Origin of the sequence: Nostocoides sp., assembly GCF_037045025.1 — a bacterium.
Taxonomy (GTDB): domain Bacteria; phylum Actinomycetota; class Actinomycetes; order Actinomycetales; family Dermatophilaceae; genus Nostocoides_A.
This window is the reverse complement of record NZ_JBAOHM010000007.1, coordinates 685,780-703,614: the sequence shown is the minus strand read 5'-3', so window position 1 is coordinate 703,614 and position 17,835 is coordinate 685,780. Positions and strand designations below refer to the sequence as shown.

Genomic DNA, 17,835 nt, shown 5'->3' with positions numbered 1-17,835 from the left:
CTTGGCGGTGACATGACTCGCGTACCGTTCAGCACCCTCCCCGCCGACACCGGTCTCTACCGAGGCGAGCAGGAGCACGACGCCTGTGGCGTCGCCATGGTCGCCACCTTGCGCGGGACTCCCGGGCACGACATCGTCCGGCACGCCCTGACCGGGCTGATCAACCTCGACCACCGCGGCGCGACCGGCGCCGACCCGTTCGTCGGTGACGGCGCCGGCATTCTTACCCAGGTGCCCGACGGCTTCCTGCGCGAGGTCGTGCCGTTCGGCCTGCCCGCCAAGGGGTCGTATGCCGTGGGCATGGTCTTCCTCCCGGCCGACCCGGACGCCCGCGCCGGCGTCGTCGCCCGGATCGAGGACATCGCCGAGGACGAGGGCCTGGACACCCTCGGCTGGCGCGACGTCCCCCACCTGCCCGACCTGGTCGGCGAGGCCGCACGCGCGTGTATGCCGCACTTCGCCCAGCTTTTCCTCGCGCCCTCCGACGGCGCCGTGCGCGGCATACACCTGGATCGGCGGGCCTATTGCCTGCGCAAGCGGGCCGAGCGTGAGCTCGACGTCTACTTCGCCTCCCTGTCCGCCCGCACGCTGGTCTACAAGGGGATGTTGACCACCGGGCAGCTCGAGCCGTTCTTTCCCGATCTGTCCGATGAGCGGTTCGCGACCGAGCTGGCGCTGGTCCACTCCCGGTTCTCCACCAACACCTTCCCCTCGTGGCCGCTGTCCCACCCCTACCGGTTGATTGCCCACAACGGTGAGATCAACACCGTCAAGGGCAACAAGAACTGGATGGCGGCCCGCGAGTCCCAGCTGGTCAGCGACCTCATTCCCGGCGACCTGTCCCGGCTGTCGCCGATCTGCCCACCCGGGCAGTCCGACTCGGCCTCCTTCGATGAGGTCCTAGAGCTGCTCCACCTCGGCGGGCGCTCACTGCCGCACGCCGTCTTGATGATGATCCCCGAGGCGTGGGAGAACCATGACGAGATGGATCCCGACCGGCGGGCGTTCTATGAGTTCCATTCGCTGTTCATGGAGCCCTGGGACGGGCCGGCCTGCGTCACCTTCACCGACGGCACGGTCATCGGCGCGGTGCTGGACCGCAACGGGCTGCGCCCCGGCCGGTTCTGGGTCACCGACGACGGCCTGGTCGTCCTGGCCTCCGAGGCCGGCGTCCTGGACATCGCCCCCGACAAGATCGTCCGCAAGGGCCGGCTGCAGCCGGGGCGGATGTTCCTCGTCGACACCGGCCGGGGCCGGATCGTCGAGGACGAGGAGATCAAGACCGAACTCGCCACCGAGCTCCCGTATGCCGAGTGGCTGCACGCCGGCCTGATCCACTTGGAGCAGTTGCCCGAGCGCGAGCACATCGTGCACACCCACAAGTCGGTCATGCGGCGCCAGCAGACGTTCGGCTACACCCAAGAGGAACTGCGCATCCTGCTCACCCCGATGGCGCGCACGGGGGCCGAGGCACTCGGCTCGATGGGCACCGACAGCCCGATCGCCGTACTGTCGAGCAAGCCGCGGCTGTTGTTCGACTACTTCACCCAGCAGTTCGCGCAGGTCACCAATCCGCCGCTGGACGCGATCCGGGAGGAACTGGTCACCTCGCTGGCGACCGCGGTCGGGCCCGAAGGGCAATCTGCTCACGGCCACTCCGGCGCACGCCCGCCAGTTGGTGCTCAACTTCCCGGTGATCGACAACGATGAGTTGGCCAAGATCATCCGGATCAATGCCGACGGCGACCTGCCCGGCTACGCGACGGTCGTGATCAGGGGGCTGTATGACGTGCATGGCGGCGCCGCCGCCCTGCAGGCTCGCCTGGACGAGATCTTCGCCGAGGTGTCTGCGGCCATCGCCGCCGGTGCCCGCTTCGTCGTGCTGTCCGACCGGGACAGCAACCGCGACCTGGCCCCGATCCCGTCGCTGCTGCTCTGCTCGGCCGTCCATCACCACCTGATCCGGGAGAAGACTCGCACCCAGGTCGGGCTGATCGTCGAGGCCGGCGACGTCCGCGAGGTGCATCACGTCGCGCTGCTCATCGGGTATGGCGCGGCCTGCGTCAACCCGTATCTGGCCATGGAGACCGTCGAGCAGATGGTTCGCTCCGGCTCGGTCACCGGCGTCTCGGGTGAGCAGGCCGTCAGGAACCTGATCAAGGCGCTCGGCAAGGGCGTGCTTGAAGGTCATGTCCAAGATGGGCATCTCGACCGTCGCCTCCTATCGCGGTGCCCAGGTGTTCGAGGCGATCGGCCTGTCTCATGACCTGGTCGAGAAGTACTTCACGGGCACCGTCTCCCAGCTTGGCGGGATCGGACTGGACGTCCTCGCCGCCGAGTGCGCGGCCCGCCACTCGGCGGCCTACCCGCCCGAGGGTGTCCGGCTACCGCACCGCACGCTGGAGGTCGGCGGCGAATACCAGTGGCGCCGCGAGGGCGAGCCGCACCTCTTCGACCCGCAGACGGTCTTCACCTTGCAGCACTCCACCCGGCAGCGCCGCTACGACGTCTTCAAGCAGTACACCGCCCGGGTTGACGACCAGGCCCTCCGGCTGATGACGCTGCGCGGGCTGTTCGCGTTCAAGGCGGGCGAGCGGGCGCCGGTGCCGATCGAGGAGGTCGAGCCGGTCAGCGAGATCGTCAAGCGGTTCAACACCGGCGCGATGAGCTATGGCTCGATCAGCCTCGAGGCCCACCAGACCCTCGCGATCGCGATGAACCGGCTCGGCGGCCGCTCCAACACCGGCGAGGGCGGGGAGGACCTTGAGCGTCTCCTCGATCCCGAGCGCCGCTCGGCGATCAAGCAGGTCGCCTCCGGCCGCTTCGGGGTCACCTCGGCCTATCTGACCCACGCCGACGACATCCAGATCAAGATGGCCCAGGGCGCCAAGCCGGGCGAGGGCGGGCAGCTTCCGGGCCACAAGGTCTACCCGTGGGTGGCCAGGACCCGGCACTCCACACCCGGGGTCGGGCTGATCTCGCCGCCCCCGCACCACGACATCTATTCGATCGAGGACCTCGCCCAGCTCATTCACGACCTCAAGAACGCCAACCCGGACGCGCGGATCCACGTCAAGCTCGTCGCCGAGGTGGGCGTCGGGACGGTCGCGGCCGGGGTCTCGAAGGCGCACTCCGATGTCGTGCTGATCTCCGGCCACGACGGCGGCACCGGCGCCTCGCCGCTCACCTCGCTCAAGCACGCGGGCGGGCCGTGGGAACTCGGGCTCGCCGAGACCCAGCAGACCCTCGTGCTGAACGGGCTGCGTGACCGGATCGTGGTCCAGGTCGACGGCCAGCTGAAGACCGGCCGGGATGTCGTCATCGCGGCGCTGCTTGGCGCCGAGGAGTTCGGCTTCGCCACCGCCCCCCTCGTGGTCAGCGGCTGCATCATGATGCGGGTCTGCCACCTGGACACCTGCCCGGTCGGCGTCGCCACCCAAAACCCCGAGCTGCGCGCGCGGTTCACCGGCAAGCCGGAGTTCGTCGAGACCTTCTTCGAGTACATCGCCGAGGAGGTCCGCGAGCATCTGGCCGCGCTGGGCTTCCGCAGCCTCGCCGAGGCGATTGGCCAGGTCGGCGTGATCGACACCTCGGCCGCCGTCGCGCACTGGAAGGCCAGCGGCCTCGACCTCGCCCCGATCCTGCAGGAAGCGGCACCGGCTGACGGCTCAACCCGCTACCAGAGCGTCGGGCAGGACCACGGCCTGGAGAAGGCGCTCGACCACCAACTGATCGCGATTGCCCGCCCGGCGCTCGACGACGGCGATGTGGCGCACGGCCAGCTCGGCATCCGGAATGTCAACCGGACGGTCGGCACCCTGCTCGGGCATGAGGTGACCAAACGCTTCGTCAGTGGCCTGGCCGACGGCACGATCGACATCACGTTGACCGGTTCCGCGGGGCAGTCCTTTGGCGCCTTCCTGCCCGCCGGGGTCACCCTGCGGTTGATCGGCGACGCCAACGACTACCTCGGCAAGGGCCTGTCCGGCGGCCGGGTGATCGTGCGCCCGCATCCGAGCGCCCCGTTTGCCGCCGAGGAGAATGTCATTGCCGGCAATGTCATCGCCTACGGCGCGACCAACGGCGAGATCTTCCTGCGCGGCGTCGTCGGCGAACGGTTCTGCGTGCGCAACTCCGGTGCTGTCGCGGTCGTCGAAGGTGTCGGCGATCACGGTTGCGAGTACATGACCGGCGGAACGGTCGTCATCCTCGGCTCCATCGGGCGCAACTTCGCCGCCGGGATGAGCGGCGGGCTCGCCTATGTCCTCGAGCTGCCGGCCCACCGGGTCAACCCCGAGTTCGTCGACATCTTTCCGCTGCGCGGCCAGGACGCCGACGTGGTCCACGACCTGGTCCGCAGGCATGCCGAGCTGACCGAGTCGCCGGTTGCCGCCGCCCTGCTGGCCGACTGGGCCGCCACCCGCGAGCGGTTCTCGCTCGTGCTGCCCCGGGACTACGCCCGGGTGCTGCAGGTGCGCGCCCAGGCCGCGGCCGAGGGGTTCGACGGCGAAAGCGAACAGGTGTGGGAGCGAATCATGGAGGCTGCTCGTGGCTGACCCCCAAGGATTTCTGGCGACCCGGGAGCGGGAGCTGCCCGCGCGCCGACCGGTGCCGGTGCGGATCTTGGACTGGAAGGAGGTCTATGAGGAGCAGAGCCTGGAGACCCTGCGCCGCCAGGCCGGCCGGTGCATGGACTGCGGTATCCCGTTCTGCCACTCCGGTTGCCCGCTCGGCAACCTGATCCCCGAGTGGAACGACCTGGTCTGGCGCGGCGACTGGCGCGAGGCGATCGAGCGGCTGCACGCGACCAACAACTTCCCCGAGTTCACCGGCCGGCTGTGCCCCGCGCCCTGTGAGACCGCCTGCGTGCTCGGCATCAACCAGCCCGCCGTGACGATCAAGCAGGTCGAGGTCACCACGATCGACCAGGCGTGGGCTCACGGCCTGGTCACCCCGCAACCGCCCGAGCGGCTGTCCGGCAAGACCGTCGCCGTCGTCGGCTCCGGCCCGACCGGTCTGGCCGTCGCCCAGCAGCTGACCCGGGCGGGGCATACCGTCGCGGTCTATGAGCGCGCCGACAAGCCGGGCGGGCTGCTGCGCTACGGCATACCCGAGTTCAAGATGGAAAAGGCCGTGCTCGATCGCCGGCTGCAACAGATGGAGGCCGAGGGAACGCGCTTCCGGTGCGGGGTCGACGTCGGCCGTGGCGTCACCGGCACCCAGTTGCGGGACCGCTATGACGCCGTGGTCTTGGCCATCGGGGCGACGACCCCGCGTGACCTGGCCGTTCCCGGGCGAGAAGCGAGCGGGGTGGTCCAGGCGATGGACTTCCTTCCCCCCGCCAACCGGGTCAGCCTCGGCGAGCGGGTGACCGGGCAGATCACCGCCGAGGGCAAGGACGTGATCGTCATTGGCGGCGGCGACACCGGCGCCGACTGCATCGGCACGGCGCACCGCCAAGGTGCCCGGTCGGTCACCAGCTTGGAGATCCTGCCGCGCCCCGGTGAGGAGCGCTCCGCGCTGCAGCCGTGGCCGACCTACCCGGCGATCTTCCGCGTTGCCAGCGCCCACGAGGAGGGCGGGGAGCGGCTGTATGCCGTCAGCACCACCGCGATCCTCGCCGACCAAGCCGGCCACGTCAGCGGGCTGGAGGTCACCGAAGTGGCGTTGGGGGAGAAGGGGTTCGAGTCGGTCGAGGGCACCGAGCGGGTTCTGCCCGCGCAGCTGGTGCTGCTCGCCATGGGCTTCCTCGGGCCGCAGCGCGAGGGCGTCGTCGAGCAACTCGGCGTGGAGTTGGACGCGCGCGGAAACATCGTGCGCGACCGCAGCTATATGACCTCCGTGCCCGGCGTCTTCGTGGCTGGGGACGCCGGCCGTGGGCAGTCGCTGATCGTTTGGGCGATCGCCGAGGGCCGGGCGGCGGCGCACGGGGTGGATGCCTACCTCACGACCGGCTTCTCCACCCTGCCGCGGCCGATTGAGCCGACCGACCGCCCGCTGGCCGTCTGACCAGCCACGCCGCTGGTGACTCGGTTGTTTACCGACGTGCCACCGGCCGGCCACTCCACGCCGAATCGCTGAAAGCGCTTACATCGATAGGATGAGGTAATGCGTCGCGCCAAAATCGTCTGCACCCTCGGTCCGGCCACCGCCACCGCCGAACGCGTCGCCCAACTCGTCGCGGCCGGCATGGACGTCGCCCGGCTCAACCTCTCGCACGGCAGCTATGCCGACCACGAGGCGGTCTATGCCCTCGTCCGGGAGGCATCCAACACCGCTGAGCGCTCGGTCGGTGTGCTCGTGGACCTGCAGGGGCCCAAGATCCGCACGACCCGGTTCAGCGGCGGGCCGGTGGAACTGATCGCCGGCGACACCTTCACGATCACCACCCGCGACATCGACGGCACCCAAGAGATCGTCGGCACGACGTTCACGGGACTGCCTGGCGACGTCTCCCCGGGAGACACTCTGCTCATTGATGACGGCAAGGTCGAGCTGGTCGCCACCGAGGTGACCGCCACCGACGTCATCTGCCAGGTCGTCGACGGCGGCACCGTCTCCAATAACAAGGGCATTAACCTGCCGGGCGTCGCCGTCAGCGTCCCCGCCTTGTCCGAGAAGGACGAGGCCGACCTGCGCTGGGCGCTGCATCTGACCGCCGACTTCGTCGCCCTCTCCTTCGTCCGCACGGCCGAGGACGTCCGGCGCGTCCACGAGATCATGGACGAGGAGGGCGTGCGGTTGCCGGTCATCGCCAAGATCGAAAAGCCCCAGGCCGTCGACAACCTCGAGGACATCGTTGCCGCCTTTGACGGGATCATGGTCGCCCGTGGCGACCTCGGCGTCGAGCTGCCGCTCGAACAGGTCCCGATCGTCCAAAAGCGCGCGATCGAGATCTCCCGGCGCAACGCCAAACCGGTCATCGTTGCCACCCAGGTTCTCGAGTCGATGATCGAGCAGCCCCGGCCCACCCGTGCCGAGGCCTCCGATGCGGCCAACGCCGTCCTCGACGGCGCCGACGCCCTCATGCTCTCGGGCGAGACGAGCATGGGCGCCCACCCCATCGAGGCGGTGACGACGATGGCCAAGATCATCGAGAACACCGAGGAGACCGGATTCGAGCGGATCGCACCGCTCTATGCCCCCCCGCAGACCGTCTCCGGTGCGATCACCCGCGCCGCCGCCGATATCGCCCAGCTCGTCGGGGCCCGCTACCTGGTGACCTTCACCACCTCCGGCGGCTCGGCTCGGGCGCTGTCCCGGCTGCGGCCCCGAATGCCGATGCTCGCGTTCACACCCAACCCCGCCACCCGCTCCCAACTGGCCCTGACCTGGGGCGTGGAGACCTTCCTGGTGCCCAACGTGCGGCATACCGACGATATGGCCGTGCAGGTCGACCAGGCGCTGCTCGACCAGCGGCGCTGCCCCGAGGGCGACCGGGTCGTCATCGCCGCGGGCTCGCCTCCCGGGGTCGCGGGAACCACCAACGCGCTACGCGTTCACATCGTCGGTGACGCTGTGCGCCGCACCGGAGCCTTCAGTCCGTCGACCTGACGAGTATGCTGCAGGCTGGCCCTCGCCGGGGTGGTGGAATGGCAGACACGGCGCACTCAAAATGCGTTGCTCGCAAGGGCGTGCGGGTTCAAGTCCCGCCCTCGGCACACACGCGGTGGCCCTGACCACGCCGCCGTGCCCGACACCATGGTGAGGATGAGATGACCAAGGCAGGAGCGAGCGAGCCGGCCACACGGGCCAAGCGGGTGGTTGTCGCCGAGGACGAGGCCCTGATCCGACTCGACCTGATCGAACTGCTCGGCGAAGCCGGCTACGACGTCGTCGGCCAAGCCAGCAACGGCGAGCAGGCGGTAGAGCTGGCGCTCGACCTGCAACCCGACCTGGTGATCATGGACGTCAAGATGCCGGTGATGGACGGCCTGAGCGCCGCCGAGGAGATCGGCAAGCAGCGGCTGTGCCCGGTGATCATGCTCACCGCCTTCTCCCAGGCCGAGTTGGTCGAGCGCGCCCGTGACGCGGGCGTGATGGCCTATATCGTCAAACCGTTCACCGCCGCCGACCTCTCCCCGGCCATCGACATCGCGCTCTCGCGGTGGCGCGAGCTGAAGGAACTCGAGCGGGAAGTCGCCGACCTCGGCGAGGCCCTTGAGACGCGCAAGGCCGTCGAACGCGCCAAGGGAGTGCTGATGAAGAAGCTGAAGCTGTCCGAGGCCGAGGCCTTCCGGTGGATCCAAAAGACCGCCATGGACCGGCGCCTCGGCATGCGCGAGGTCGCCGAGGCCGTGATCGCCGGGATCGACAAGGCCTAAGCCGGCCCCCCTGTGAGAAGCCGCACTTCCGCGCCGGGACCGCTCGCCCCTAGAGTGCGGGTGTAATCGTTTTCTAGGCAGCCGTCAAGCGTTGCCCGCGCGTGGAGAAGGAGGCCCGGTGGCCCGGTCGGTCGTCGCGGTGGGTCGCGTCGTTCCCGAGGACGTCGGCGCGCTCACCCAGCTGTGGATGCACGCGGCCCTGGCCGGCGGGGTGAGCGAGGAGATCGCCGCCCGGGCAGCGGCCGGCGGCCGGGTCGCAGAGGCGCTGCGCCGGACGGGCTGCGCCGCCTTCGTCGCGACCTACGAGTCCGTCCCTGCGGGCTTCGCCGTCGTCAACGCCCGCCACCAGGGACTGCTCGACGCCTCGAACCTGGTCATCGACGAGCTCTATGTACTGCCCGATCTGCGCCAGCACGGCATCGGCCGGCACCTGCTCTCCGCGGTCGCCACCTTCGCCGAGACCGAGGCGCACGACCGGGTCTTTAGCAATGTGCCGGCCGGGGACCGGCCGACCAACCGCTTCTTTGCCCGGTTGGGCTTCACCTCCACCGTCACCCGCCGGGTCGTGCCCACGGCGATGCTGCGGCGCAAGCTCGGCGAGGACAAGGACGCCACCGTCGAGGTGCTCGTCGGCCGGCGGCGGCTGCTCAAGGCCCGCGCAGGACGCTCTGCCGACCCGGCCCCGAGCATCGTCCGCGCCCCACGGCAGGGCCTCGGGCGCCGACCCGCGACCGGCTGACGGCGCCCGCCGCGACTTCGCGAGCGGCTGTCCCTTAATTGTTCGACCTGCCGGTCCGGATTTGTCCCGAGCGGCAATCGCATTACTGCGCAACGGTGAATACCCTGGTCGCGTGCCGCGCGGCTCCCCGCCGCGCCCAACCCCCGCGAGAGTGGCTTTTTATGACTCCTCCTGCCTCCGCCCCCGCCGTGCCGGCCCTCGCTGCCGGCTCCGCCGATCGCTACGCGAGCATCTCGCGGGCGGCACACATCGCCCGCCGCGCGAGCTTTGCCGCGACGGCGTCGCTGACCGCCGAGATCGCGGCGATGACCCCAAATGCGTGGATTGACGCCCAACTCAACCCGAGCGCCATACCAGACGCCGCCTGTGACGCGATGCTTGCCGAGGAGTTCCCCTGGCTGGCCCTGACCAGCAAGCAGATCAGCGACGTCACCGGACGGAAGTCGCACAAGGCGGCCACCCTGCTGCCGAGAGCGACGATCGCGCGCCGACTGCTGACCAAGCGCCACCTGCTCGAGGTAGTCGTCGACGTGCTCACCAGCCACATCTACGTCCCTGTCCTCGAGGCCCAATTCGTTATCGACTTCGACCGGGAGGTCACCCGCAAGTACGCCCTCGGCCGCTACAGCGACTACCTGCAAAAGGCGCTGCGCCACCCGGCCGTCCTCGCCTTCCTCGACAACGCCTCCTCAACCAAGGTCAAGCCCAACGAGAATCTCGGCCGGGAGCTGCTCGAACTGTTCACCGTCGGCACCGGCAACTACACCGAGGACGACGTCCTCGCCAGCGCCAAACTGCTGACCGGGCACAGCTACTCGTATGCGTCGATGACCTACCAATATGTCGCGGCCAACCACTACGTCGGCCCGCTGAAGATCATGGGCTTCACGACCGCCAACGGGACCGCGGCGGGCGGGCCGGCCGTGCTCACGGCATACCTGAACTATCTCGCCCGGCATCCGGCGACCGCCAAACGGCTCTGTCGCCGCCTGGCCGTCCGGTTCGTCTCCGACACCCCGTCCGAGGCGCTGGTCAACAGCCTGGTCAAGGTCTACCTGAGCAATGGCACGAGCATCAAGGCCGTGGTGCGCGCGCTGCTGCGCCACCCCGAGTTCCTCGCCTCCGCCGGACTGAAGTGGCGCACCCCGCAGGAGTGGCTGACCGCCATGTATGCCGCTGCGCAGGCGCCGTACACGCCGGTCTTCGACTACACGGTCAACCCGTATGCCGTGATGAAGCTGGTCACCAACACGCTCAACACGTGCGGCGCGGCGCCGCGGGGCTGGCCGACGGTCGACGGCTACAAGGACATTGCCTCGGCCTGGACGACGACGGTGTCGCTGCAACAGGCCTGGCAATGCGCCGAGACGTGCGCCTGGGGACTCGACCCGGACTTCGTGTCCGCGCCGTGGGCGAGCACCCTCGGGGTCGCCGAGGGGCAGAACGTCTGGACCGCGGCCACCTCGATCACCCGGCAACTGACCGGCTTCGTGTGGCCCACCGAGCAGCTGAGCGCCATCGCCAGCATGCTGGCCAGCGCCGGCACCGTCGCATCCCCGCCGACCGAAACCCTCCTCGACGCGACCATGATCCAAAACCACCTACCCGAGACGGTCCGGCTCGTCCTGGCCTCGCCGGCCTTCATGACGAGGTGAGCCCGATGTCACCCTGCACCTGCTCCGACGCCCTCCTGCACGAGGACCTGATCACGCCGCTGCACCACGACGGTGCGCCCGACGAATACGTCTTGACCCTGCCCGGCCAGGCGCCGCGCACGGCCACCTTGCACGAGGCAAGCGAGGCGATCGCCCAGCACCGTCCGGTCACCGCGCTGAACGAAGCCGACCAGGCCCCGGACGGCCCTCGCGGCGTCGACCGTCGCCGGCTGCTGGCGGGTGCCGGGTTCGGCGCCCTGCTCGCGCCGAGCGCCGGCGTGCGCTATGCGTTCGCCGCCGACGCCGCCACCGGCAGCGCCGGGCGAGAAGGCAGCAGCGAGCTGCTCGTGTGCATCTTCCTGCGCGGGGGGATGGACAGCCTCTCGCTGCTCCCACCGGACGATCCGGCATACCGCGCCGCGCGCCCGGGAATCGCGGTCCCAATCGAGACCAGCCTCGACCTCGGCCACCCGAGCATGCGGTTGAACCCCAACGCCGGGCCGCTGCTGCCGATGTGGAACGAGGGCGACCTGGCCTTTGTCGTCGGTGCCGGCCGCCCCGCCGCGACCCGGTCGCACTTCGATGAGATGGTCGCCGTCGAGGGCGCCGGCGCGCCCGCCAACGTGCGCTCCGGCTGGCTCGGGCGTCACCTGGCGACCTCATCAAGCGTCCAGGGCACCTTCCGGGCGATCTCCTGGGGCACCCAGTCGATCCTCTCGCTCGCGACCACGTTCTCGACGCTGACGATGAGCAGCATCGACGCCTTCAACCTCGGCGTGCAGCCGTCCGAATACCGCCCCGACGTGCTCCGGCTGATCGACTCGATGTATCGCCAAAACGGCGGCCCCGCCGCGAGCGCGGCCGAGGTCGTCCTCGACACCGTCGGGCAACTCGGCTCGGTGCCGCCGCTGTCCCCCGAGAACGGCGCCATTTATCCGGTCACGCCCTTCGGCCAGGGGTTGGCGGACACCGCGCGGCTGTTCCGGGCCGGCAAGGGCCTGGAGGTCGCCTGCGTCGACATCCCCAACTGGGATATGCATCTCGGGCTCGGCACGACCGACCCGACCGGCTGGTTCTCGCGGAATATCGCCGACTTCGCCGGCGGTCTGGCCGCCTTCCGGACCGACCTCGGTGCGCTGTGGAGCCAGGTGACGGTGGTCGCGATGTCGGAGTTCGGCCGCCGGGTCGCCCAGAACGGCACCCTGGGCTGCGACCACGGCACCGGCGGCGCGGTCGTTGTCGCCGGCGGTAATGTCAACGGCGCCATCTATGGCTCGATCCCCTCGCTGGAGCCGGCCAACCTCTACGAGGGCGACATCCCGACGACGACCGACTACCGGCGCCCGCTCGCCGAGATCGTCGCCAAACGACTGAACAACGCCGCCAACCTCGCCACCGTCTTCCCCGGGTTCACTCGCAACGATCTCGGCATCGTCAATTAACCCCATGACGTTCGCCCAGCCTCGACCTGCGCCGGCGGACGCTCGCGGATCAGGCAGGTCAACCGGCTGGTGCAGACGCGCCCGCCGGACTCGTCGGCGACGACGATCTCGACCGTGCACATCGTCTTTCCCGCGTGCACGATTCGGGTCGTGCCGGTGACCCAGCCGGCTCGGACGGCCCGGTGATGGGTGGCGTTGACCTCGATGCCGACGGTGGCCCGCTCGGGCCCGGCATGGATGGCGGCCGCCACGGAGCCGAGCGTCTCCGCGAGCACCACAGTCGCGCCGCCGTGCAGCAGCCCATACGGCTGGGTGTTACCGGCCACCGGCATCCGGGCGCTGATCTCCTCGGGGCCGACGTGCACGAACTCGATGCCCACCCGCTCGATCAGCGTTCCGCGCGATGCCCGGTCAACCCAAGCCAGCAGGTCGGCATCCGGGGGCATCGCGCTGTCAGTCATGCCCCCTAGGCTGCCAGGTGTGAGTCGCCTCCTCCTACTCGACGGTCACTCCCTGGCCTACCGCGCGTTCTTCGCGCTGCCGGCCGAGAACTTCTCGACCAAGACCGGGCAGCATACGAACGCCGTCTATGGCTTCACCTCGATGCTGATCAATGTGTTGCGCGACGAGGACCCGACCCATATCGCGGTCGCGTTCGACGTCTCCCGTGACACCTTCCGTGCTCGGGAGTATGCCGAATACAAGGCCGGCCGGTCGGCGACGCCCAGCGAGTTCTCCGGCCAGCTGCCGCTGCTTCGCGAGGTCCTCGACGCCCTCAAGATCCGGCACATCGAGTTCCCCGGCTACGAGGCCGACGACATCATCGCGACGCTGACCGCCGCGGCCCGCCGCGCGGACATGGAGGTCGTCATCTGCTCCGGCGACCGCGACACCTTCCAACTGGTCAGCTCCGAGGTCACCCTGCTCTATCCCGTGCGTGGCGTCTCCGAGGTGTGGCGGATGACCCCGGAAAAGGTCGAGGAGAAATACGGCGTCCCGCCGGGCAGCTACCGCGACCTGGCCGCCTTGGTCGGGGAGTCGAGCGACAATCTGCCCGGGGTCCCGGGCGTCGGGCCCAAGACCGCGGCCAAATGGATCGGCCTGTACGGCGGGTTGGAGGGCCTGGTTGCCCAGGTCGATCAGATCAAGGGCAAGGTCGGTGACGCCTTGCGCGCCAACGTCGATCAGGTGGTGCGCAACAAGCGACTCAACCGGCTCGTGCCCGATCTTGATCTCGGCGTCGAGATGGCCGACTTGGAGCGACGGATGTGGGATCGCGAGCAGGTGCACGCGGTCTTCGATGCGCTGGAGTTCCGGGTGTTGCGCGACCGGCTGTTTACCACCTTCGACACCACGGCGCAGGAGGCCACCGAGGGGGGCTTCGACATCGCCGCCGAGCGGCTGCAACCGGTACACATTGCGCCCTGGCTGGCGGAGCACGCTGGGGCGGGACGCGACGTCGGGGTGCATGTCGTCGGCTCGTGGGCCCGGGGCAGGGGCGACGTCGGCGCGGTGGCGCTGGCCAGCGCGGACGGGCCCGCGGCATACGTCGATGTGACCGAGCTCGACCCGTTCAGCGAGCGCGCCCTCGCGCAGTGGCTGGCCGACCCCGAGCGGGCCAAGATCTTGCACGACGCCAAGGGGCCGAGCAACGCCCTGGCCGCGCGGGGGCTGCCCCTGGCGGGGGTGGTCCTCGACACCGCCGTCGCCGCCTATCTCGTGCGCCCCGACCAACGTGACTACGACCTGTCCGACCTCGTCGTGCGCACCCTCGGCCGCGACCTGCGCACCGAGAAGGAGCCGCAGGAGCAGGGCATGCTCGACTTCGCGGCCGATCAGGAGGGCGAGGTCGAGCAGGCGTGTGTCCGCGCCCGGGCGGTGCTCGACCTCGGCCAGGCGCTGCGCGAGCAGGTCGAGGCGGCCGGCGGCCTGGAGCTGATGCGCGACATCGAGCTGCCCCTGACCGAGGTGCTCGCCGAGCTGGAGCGCACCGGCATCGCCGTCGACAGCGACGGCCTGGACGCCCTCGAGACGGACTTCGCCAATGCCGTGGATCGGGCCCAGCAGGACGCCTACGCCGCGATCGGCGGTGAGCGGATCAATCTCGGCTCACCCAAGCAGCTGCAGGTCGTCCTGTTCGACACCCTGGGCATGCCCAAGACCAAGCGCACCAAGACCGGGTGGACCACCGACGCCGACGCGCTCGCGGAGCTGTTCGCCAAGACCGAGCACCCCTTCTTGGAGGCGCTGCTGCGTCATCGCGACGCAACCCGGCTGCGGGTGACCGTCGAGGGGCTGTTGAAGTCGGTGTCCGACGACGGGCGCATCCACACGACCTTCGAGCAGACGATCGCCGCGACCGGCCGGTTGTCGTCCAAGGACCCCAACCTGCAGAACATCCCGATCCGCACCGAGGAGGGCCGGCGCATCCGCGAGGCCTTCGTCGTCGGGCCCGGCTATGAGCAGCTGATGACCGTCGACTACAGCCAGATCGAGATGCGGATCATGGCGCACCTGTCCGGCGACGAGGGGTTGATCGAGGCCTTCCGCACGGGGGAGGACCTGCACCGGTTCGTGGGGTCCCGGGTCTTCGGGGTGGAGCCGGAGGCGGTCACTGCGGCGATGCGCAGCAAGGTCAAGGCGATGTCCTACGGCCTCGCCTACGGCCTGTCCGCCTTTGGCCTGTCCCGGCAGCTGACGATCCCGGTCGAAGAGGCCCGGGCGCTGATGGCCGAATACTTCGCCCGGTTCGGCGGGGTGCGCGACTATCTCGCCGATGTTGTTCGCGAGGCCCGGGGCACCGGCTACACCGAGACCATGCTGGGGCGGCGCCGCTACCTGCCCGACCTGACCAGCGACAACCGGCAGCGCCGCGAGATGGCCGAGCGGATGGCGCTCAACGCGCCCATCCAGGGCAGCGCCGCCGACATCATGAAGGTCGCCATGCTCGGCGTCCACCGGGCGATCACCGGGGGCGAGATGCGTTCGCGGCTGCTGTTGCAGGTCCACGACGAGCTGGTCCTTGAGGTCGCTCCGGGGGAGGCGGTCGCGTTGGAGGAACTTGTCCGGCGCGAGATGGGCAGCGCGATCGCCTTGGATGTCCCGCTCGACGTGAGCGTCGGGCTCGGACACAGCTGGCACGAGGCCGGGCACTGACCTTCCCACCGGACCACCGGCGCCCCCTCGCCGGCCGCGCCGAGTTTGCCTTTGTGCACCGCTGGCGGGTCCAGGATGCCTCGACGGCAACGGTGTTCGATGTGCTCGCCGACGCCGATCACTACGGCAAGTGGTGGCCCCAGGTCCGGCGCGTGCAGCGGTTGTCCGACGACGTCGGCCTGGTGTGGGTCCGCAGTGCGCTGCCGATCACGTTGAGGCTGAGGTTGACCCGGAGGGTGACCGACCCGGACGCGGGCGCCCTCGCGGTGGCGATCGCCGGCGATTTGCGCGGCTGGGCGCGGTGGGAGGTGCGCGACGATCCGCTCACTCCGGGGGCGGTGATCGCGGACTACCGGCAGCAGGTGGCGGTGATCGCGCCGCTGCTGCGGCGGGCGGCGGCATACGCGCGACCGGTGGTGATCGCCAACCATCACTGGATGATGCGCTCCGGCGAGCGCGGGCTGCGCCGCCGGCTGCGGGCACCTTAGGGTGGACGCATGCCGGCCGACCACCCCACGATCCTCGCCACCTCGGGCGGCTTCCGCTTCGGGACGCGCACCCGCGTGGAGTTCGCGCCGCTGGTGCATCATGCCGTCGCCCTATCAGGAGTCACCGGTCGCAAGCCGCGCGTATGCACGCTGGGCACCGCGAGCGGCGACCAGCGCTGGTTCGCCGGCGAACTGGACGACGCGGCCCGGCTTGCCGGTTTTGAGCTGACCCACCTGCACCTGTTCCCGATGCCGAACATCGAGGATGTCGAGGGGCATCTGCTCTCCCAGGACGTCGTCTGGGTGGGAGGGGGCAGCGTCGCCAACCTGCTCGCGGTGTGGGACGTGCACGAGTTGCGGCCGGTCTTTCGGCGGGTCTGGGCGGCCGGGGTCGTGCTGTCCGGGGTCTCGGCCGGCTCGATCTGCTGGTATCAGGGCGGCTGCACCGACTCCTTCGGACCCGACCTGCGGGCGGTGACCAACGGGCTGGGGTTGCTGCCCTATGGCAACGGCGTGCACTATGACTCCGAGAAGCAGCGCCGCCCCACGGTCCATCGGCTCGTAGGTGCCGGCACGCTCGGGCCGACCCACTGCACGGACGACGGCGTCGGCCTTGTCTATCACGGCACCGACCTGGTCGAGGCGGTCACCGAGCAACCGGGCAAGGGCGCCTATCTCGTCCAGCGGAGCTTCGACGGCACGGTCACCGAGGACCGGATCGAGCCGCGCGCGCTATAGCGGCGTGAACGCACCCCGGGTTCGTGCAGGATCGTCAGGATGCCGACCAACGCCGTCGCGGCCAGGACAGCATTGGCCGTCCACACAACGCCGGGGACGCTGGGCGGCGCGGCCACCCGGATCAGCACGATGAGGAGCAGGCTGGCGCACCAGACGGCAATCCCGACCGTATGCCGCGCCCGCGCCACATCGACATAGGTCGCCAATTGCACCACGGCCAAGAGCACTCCGGCGGTGGCGAAGGCCGGCGCGTGACCGGCCGCGGGCAGGTAGCTTTCGCCGGCGAGCAGCCGCACCAGCGGCCGGCCGAACAGCCACGCCCCGAGCACCGCTGCCGCACCGACAAGGACCACCACGCCGAGCGCGGCCCGCACGGCACGCGTCGTTGACCCCTTGGCAGCCACGTGCGGAAAGATCCACAGCGACAAAAAGTTCGTGCCCCAGAAAGTGAATCGCCCGAAGACGACGAGGAAGGCATACCACCCGGACTCGCGGCTCGGCAGCACCCCGCGGCTGGCCAGCAGGTCGGCGTTGAGCAGCACCATCAGAGCGCCCGCCCCCGCCGCGGCCCGCGCCAGCCCGGCCCAGCCGAAGGCCTCCGGCGCGACACCGGCGTCGGACGGCTCGCTGATCAGCACCTGCCAGACCCCGAGGGCGCACGCGGCCAGGCCCCCGACCACCGCGGTGACCAGGGCGAAGGTTTCGTCCCCGCCCACCGCCAAGGTCGCCACCGCCGCCAGCATCCGGCTGGCGCCGGTGGCCACGAGCAGCATTCCGAACTGGGTTGTCAAGCCGCGGCCGAGCAGGATTCCGAGCAGGCCGCCGCTGAAGGTCTGCGGCACGAGCAGTGAGGCCATGACCAAGGCGTCGGTCAGCCCGTCGACATGCAGCAGCCGCACGAGGAGCGGGCAGAGCAGCCCGACGACGAGCGCGGTGGCGATCGAGACGGCCAGCGAGTGGCGCATCAGCACCACGCCCGACGTCACCCGGCCCGAGGCGACCAGCCGGGTGTTCTCCAGTTGCACCGCGGTCATCGTCACGGTCGAGATCAGCGCGACCCCGAGGAGCGCGGCCACCGCGCCATACCGCTCCGGGCCGAGTGCCCGGCTGAGGATGAGGATGAACGCGTAGCCGAGGACGCCGGCGATAAGCGTCGCCGCGGCGAGAACCGCGCCCGAGCGCGCGCCGGGTCCGGCGCTCGCCGGCTCGGTGCTGGAGCGGACGGCCACGGACGACTCTCGACGCATGAACAGGGACATCGGATTATGCCAGGCCCCGATTGCCGGTCCCCAC

General features: G+C 69.9%; 11 protein-coding genes, 1 tRNA gene and 1 pseudogene. 11 read left to right on the top strand and 2 right to left on the bottom strand.

The annotated features are described in order from the left end of the window. Positions 1 to 12 precede the first annotated feature (12 nt). The 8 genes and pseudogenes from gltB to V9G19_RS07910 all read left to right on the top strand — a co-directional run bounded on the left by gltB (position 13) and on the right by V9G19_RS07910 (position 12,160). A pseudogene (gltB, locus tag V9G19_RS07945) lies at positions 13 to 4,556 on the top strand (glutamate synthase large subunit). Further along, complete coding sequence (locus V9G19_RS07940) at positions 4,549 to 6,009, top strand: glutamate synthase subunit beta (RefSeq protein ID WP_462284918.1); 1,461 nt, start codon at positions 4,549 to 4,551, stop codon at positions 6,007 to 6,009. The pseudogene gltB and the gene V9G19_RS07940 overlap by 8 nt, the downstream one beginning before the upstream one ends. 99 nt (positions 6,010 to 6,108) lie before the next feature. Then, a complete protein-coding gene (pyk, locus tag V9G19_RS07935; RefSeq protein ID WP_462284917.1) occupies positions 6,109 to 7,554 on the top strand; it encodes a pyruvate kinase in 1,446 nt (481 codons plus the stop codon). A gap of 24 nt (positions 7,555 to 7,578) precedes the next feature. Next, positions 7,579 to 7,661: transfer RNA gene (locus tag V9G19_RS07930), tRNA-Leu, on the top strand. Between the two features lie 54 nt (positions 7,662 to 7,715). Next, entirely contained in the window at positions 7,716 to 8,324 is a 609-nt protein-coding gene (locus V9G19_RS07925; protein ID WP_462284916.1) for an ANTAR domain-containing response regulator, read from the top strand. Positions 8,325 to 8,442: 118 nt separating this feature from the next. Beyond that, on the top strand, positions 8,443 to 9,063 hold the full coding sequence (locus V9G19_RS07920) for an N-acetyltransferase family protein (protein WP_462284915.1): 621 nt from the start codon (positions 8,443 to 8,445) through the stop codon (positions 9,061 to 9,063). 161 nt (positions 9,064 to 9,224) lie between these two features. After that, entirely contained in the window at positions 9,225 to 10,718 is a 1,494-nt protein-coding gene (locus tag V9G19_RS07915) for a DUF1800 domain-containing protein (RefSeq protein ID WP_462284914.1), read from the top strand. A 5-nt stretch (positions 10,719 to 10,723) separates the two neighbouring features. Then, complete coding sequence (locus tag V9G19_RS07910) at positions 10,724 to 12,160, top strand: DUF1501 domain-containing protein (RefSeq protein WP_462284913.1); 1,437 nt, start codon at positions 10,724 to 10,726, stop codon at positions 12,158 to 12,160. Here V9G19_RS07910 and V9G19_RS07905 read toward each other — a convergent pair. Then, entirely contained in the window at positions 12,157 to 12,621 is a 465-nt protein-coding gene (locus V9G19_RS07905; RefSeq protein WP_462284912.1) for a hotdog fold thioesterase, read from the bottom strand. The two genes, V9G19_RS07910 and V9G19_RS07905, sit on opposite strands and share 4 nt — an antisense overlap. 19 nt (positions 12,622 to 12,640) lie before the next feature. Here V9G19_RS07905 and polA point away from each other — a divergent pair, with 19 nt between their 5' ends. The 3 genes from polA to V9G19_RS07890 are packed head-to-tail and all read left to right on the top strand — an operon-like array spanning position 12,641 to position 16,542. Continuing rightward, on the top strand, positions 12,641 to 15,316 hold the full coding sequence (gene polA / locus V9G19_RS07900) for a DNA polymerase I (RefSeq protein WP_462284911.1): 2,676 nt from the start codon (positions 12,641 to 12,643) through the stop codon (positions 15,314 to 15,316). Positions 15,317 to 15,369: 53 nt separating this feature from the next. After that, complete coding sequence (locus V9G19_RS07895) at positions 15,370 to 15,804, top strand: SRPBCC family protein (RefSeq protein WP_462284910.1); 435 nt, start codon at positions 15,370 to 15,372, stop codon at positions 15,802 to 15,804. A gap of 9 nt (positions 15,805 to 15,813) precedes the next feature. Continuing rightward, the gene (locus V9G19_RS07890; protein WP_462284909.1) at positions 15,814 to 16,542 is read left to right on the top strand and encodes a Type 1 glutamine amidotransferase-like domain-containing protein; all 729 of its coding nucleotides are present in this window, start codon (positions 15,814 to 15,816) and stop codon (positions 16,540 to 16,542) included. Here the strand turns inward: V9G19_RS07890 and V9G19_RS07885 are convergent. Next, on the bottom strand, positions 16,476 to 17,801 hold the full coding sequence (locus V9G19_RS07885) for a polysaccharide biosynthesis protein (RefSeq protein ID WP_462284908.1): 1,326 nt from the start codon (positions 17,799 to 17,801) through the stop codon (positions 16,476 to 16,478). The two genes, V9G19_RS07890 and V9G19_RS07885, sit on opposite strands and share 67 nt — an antisense overlap. Positions 17,802 to 17,835 lie beyond the last annotated feature (34 nt).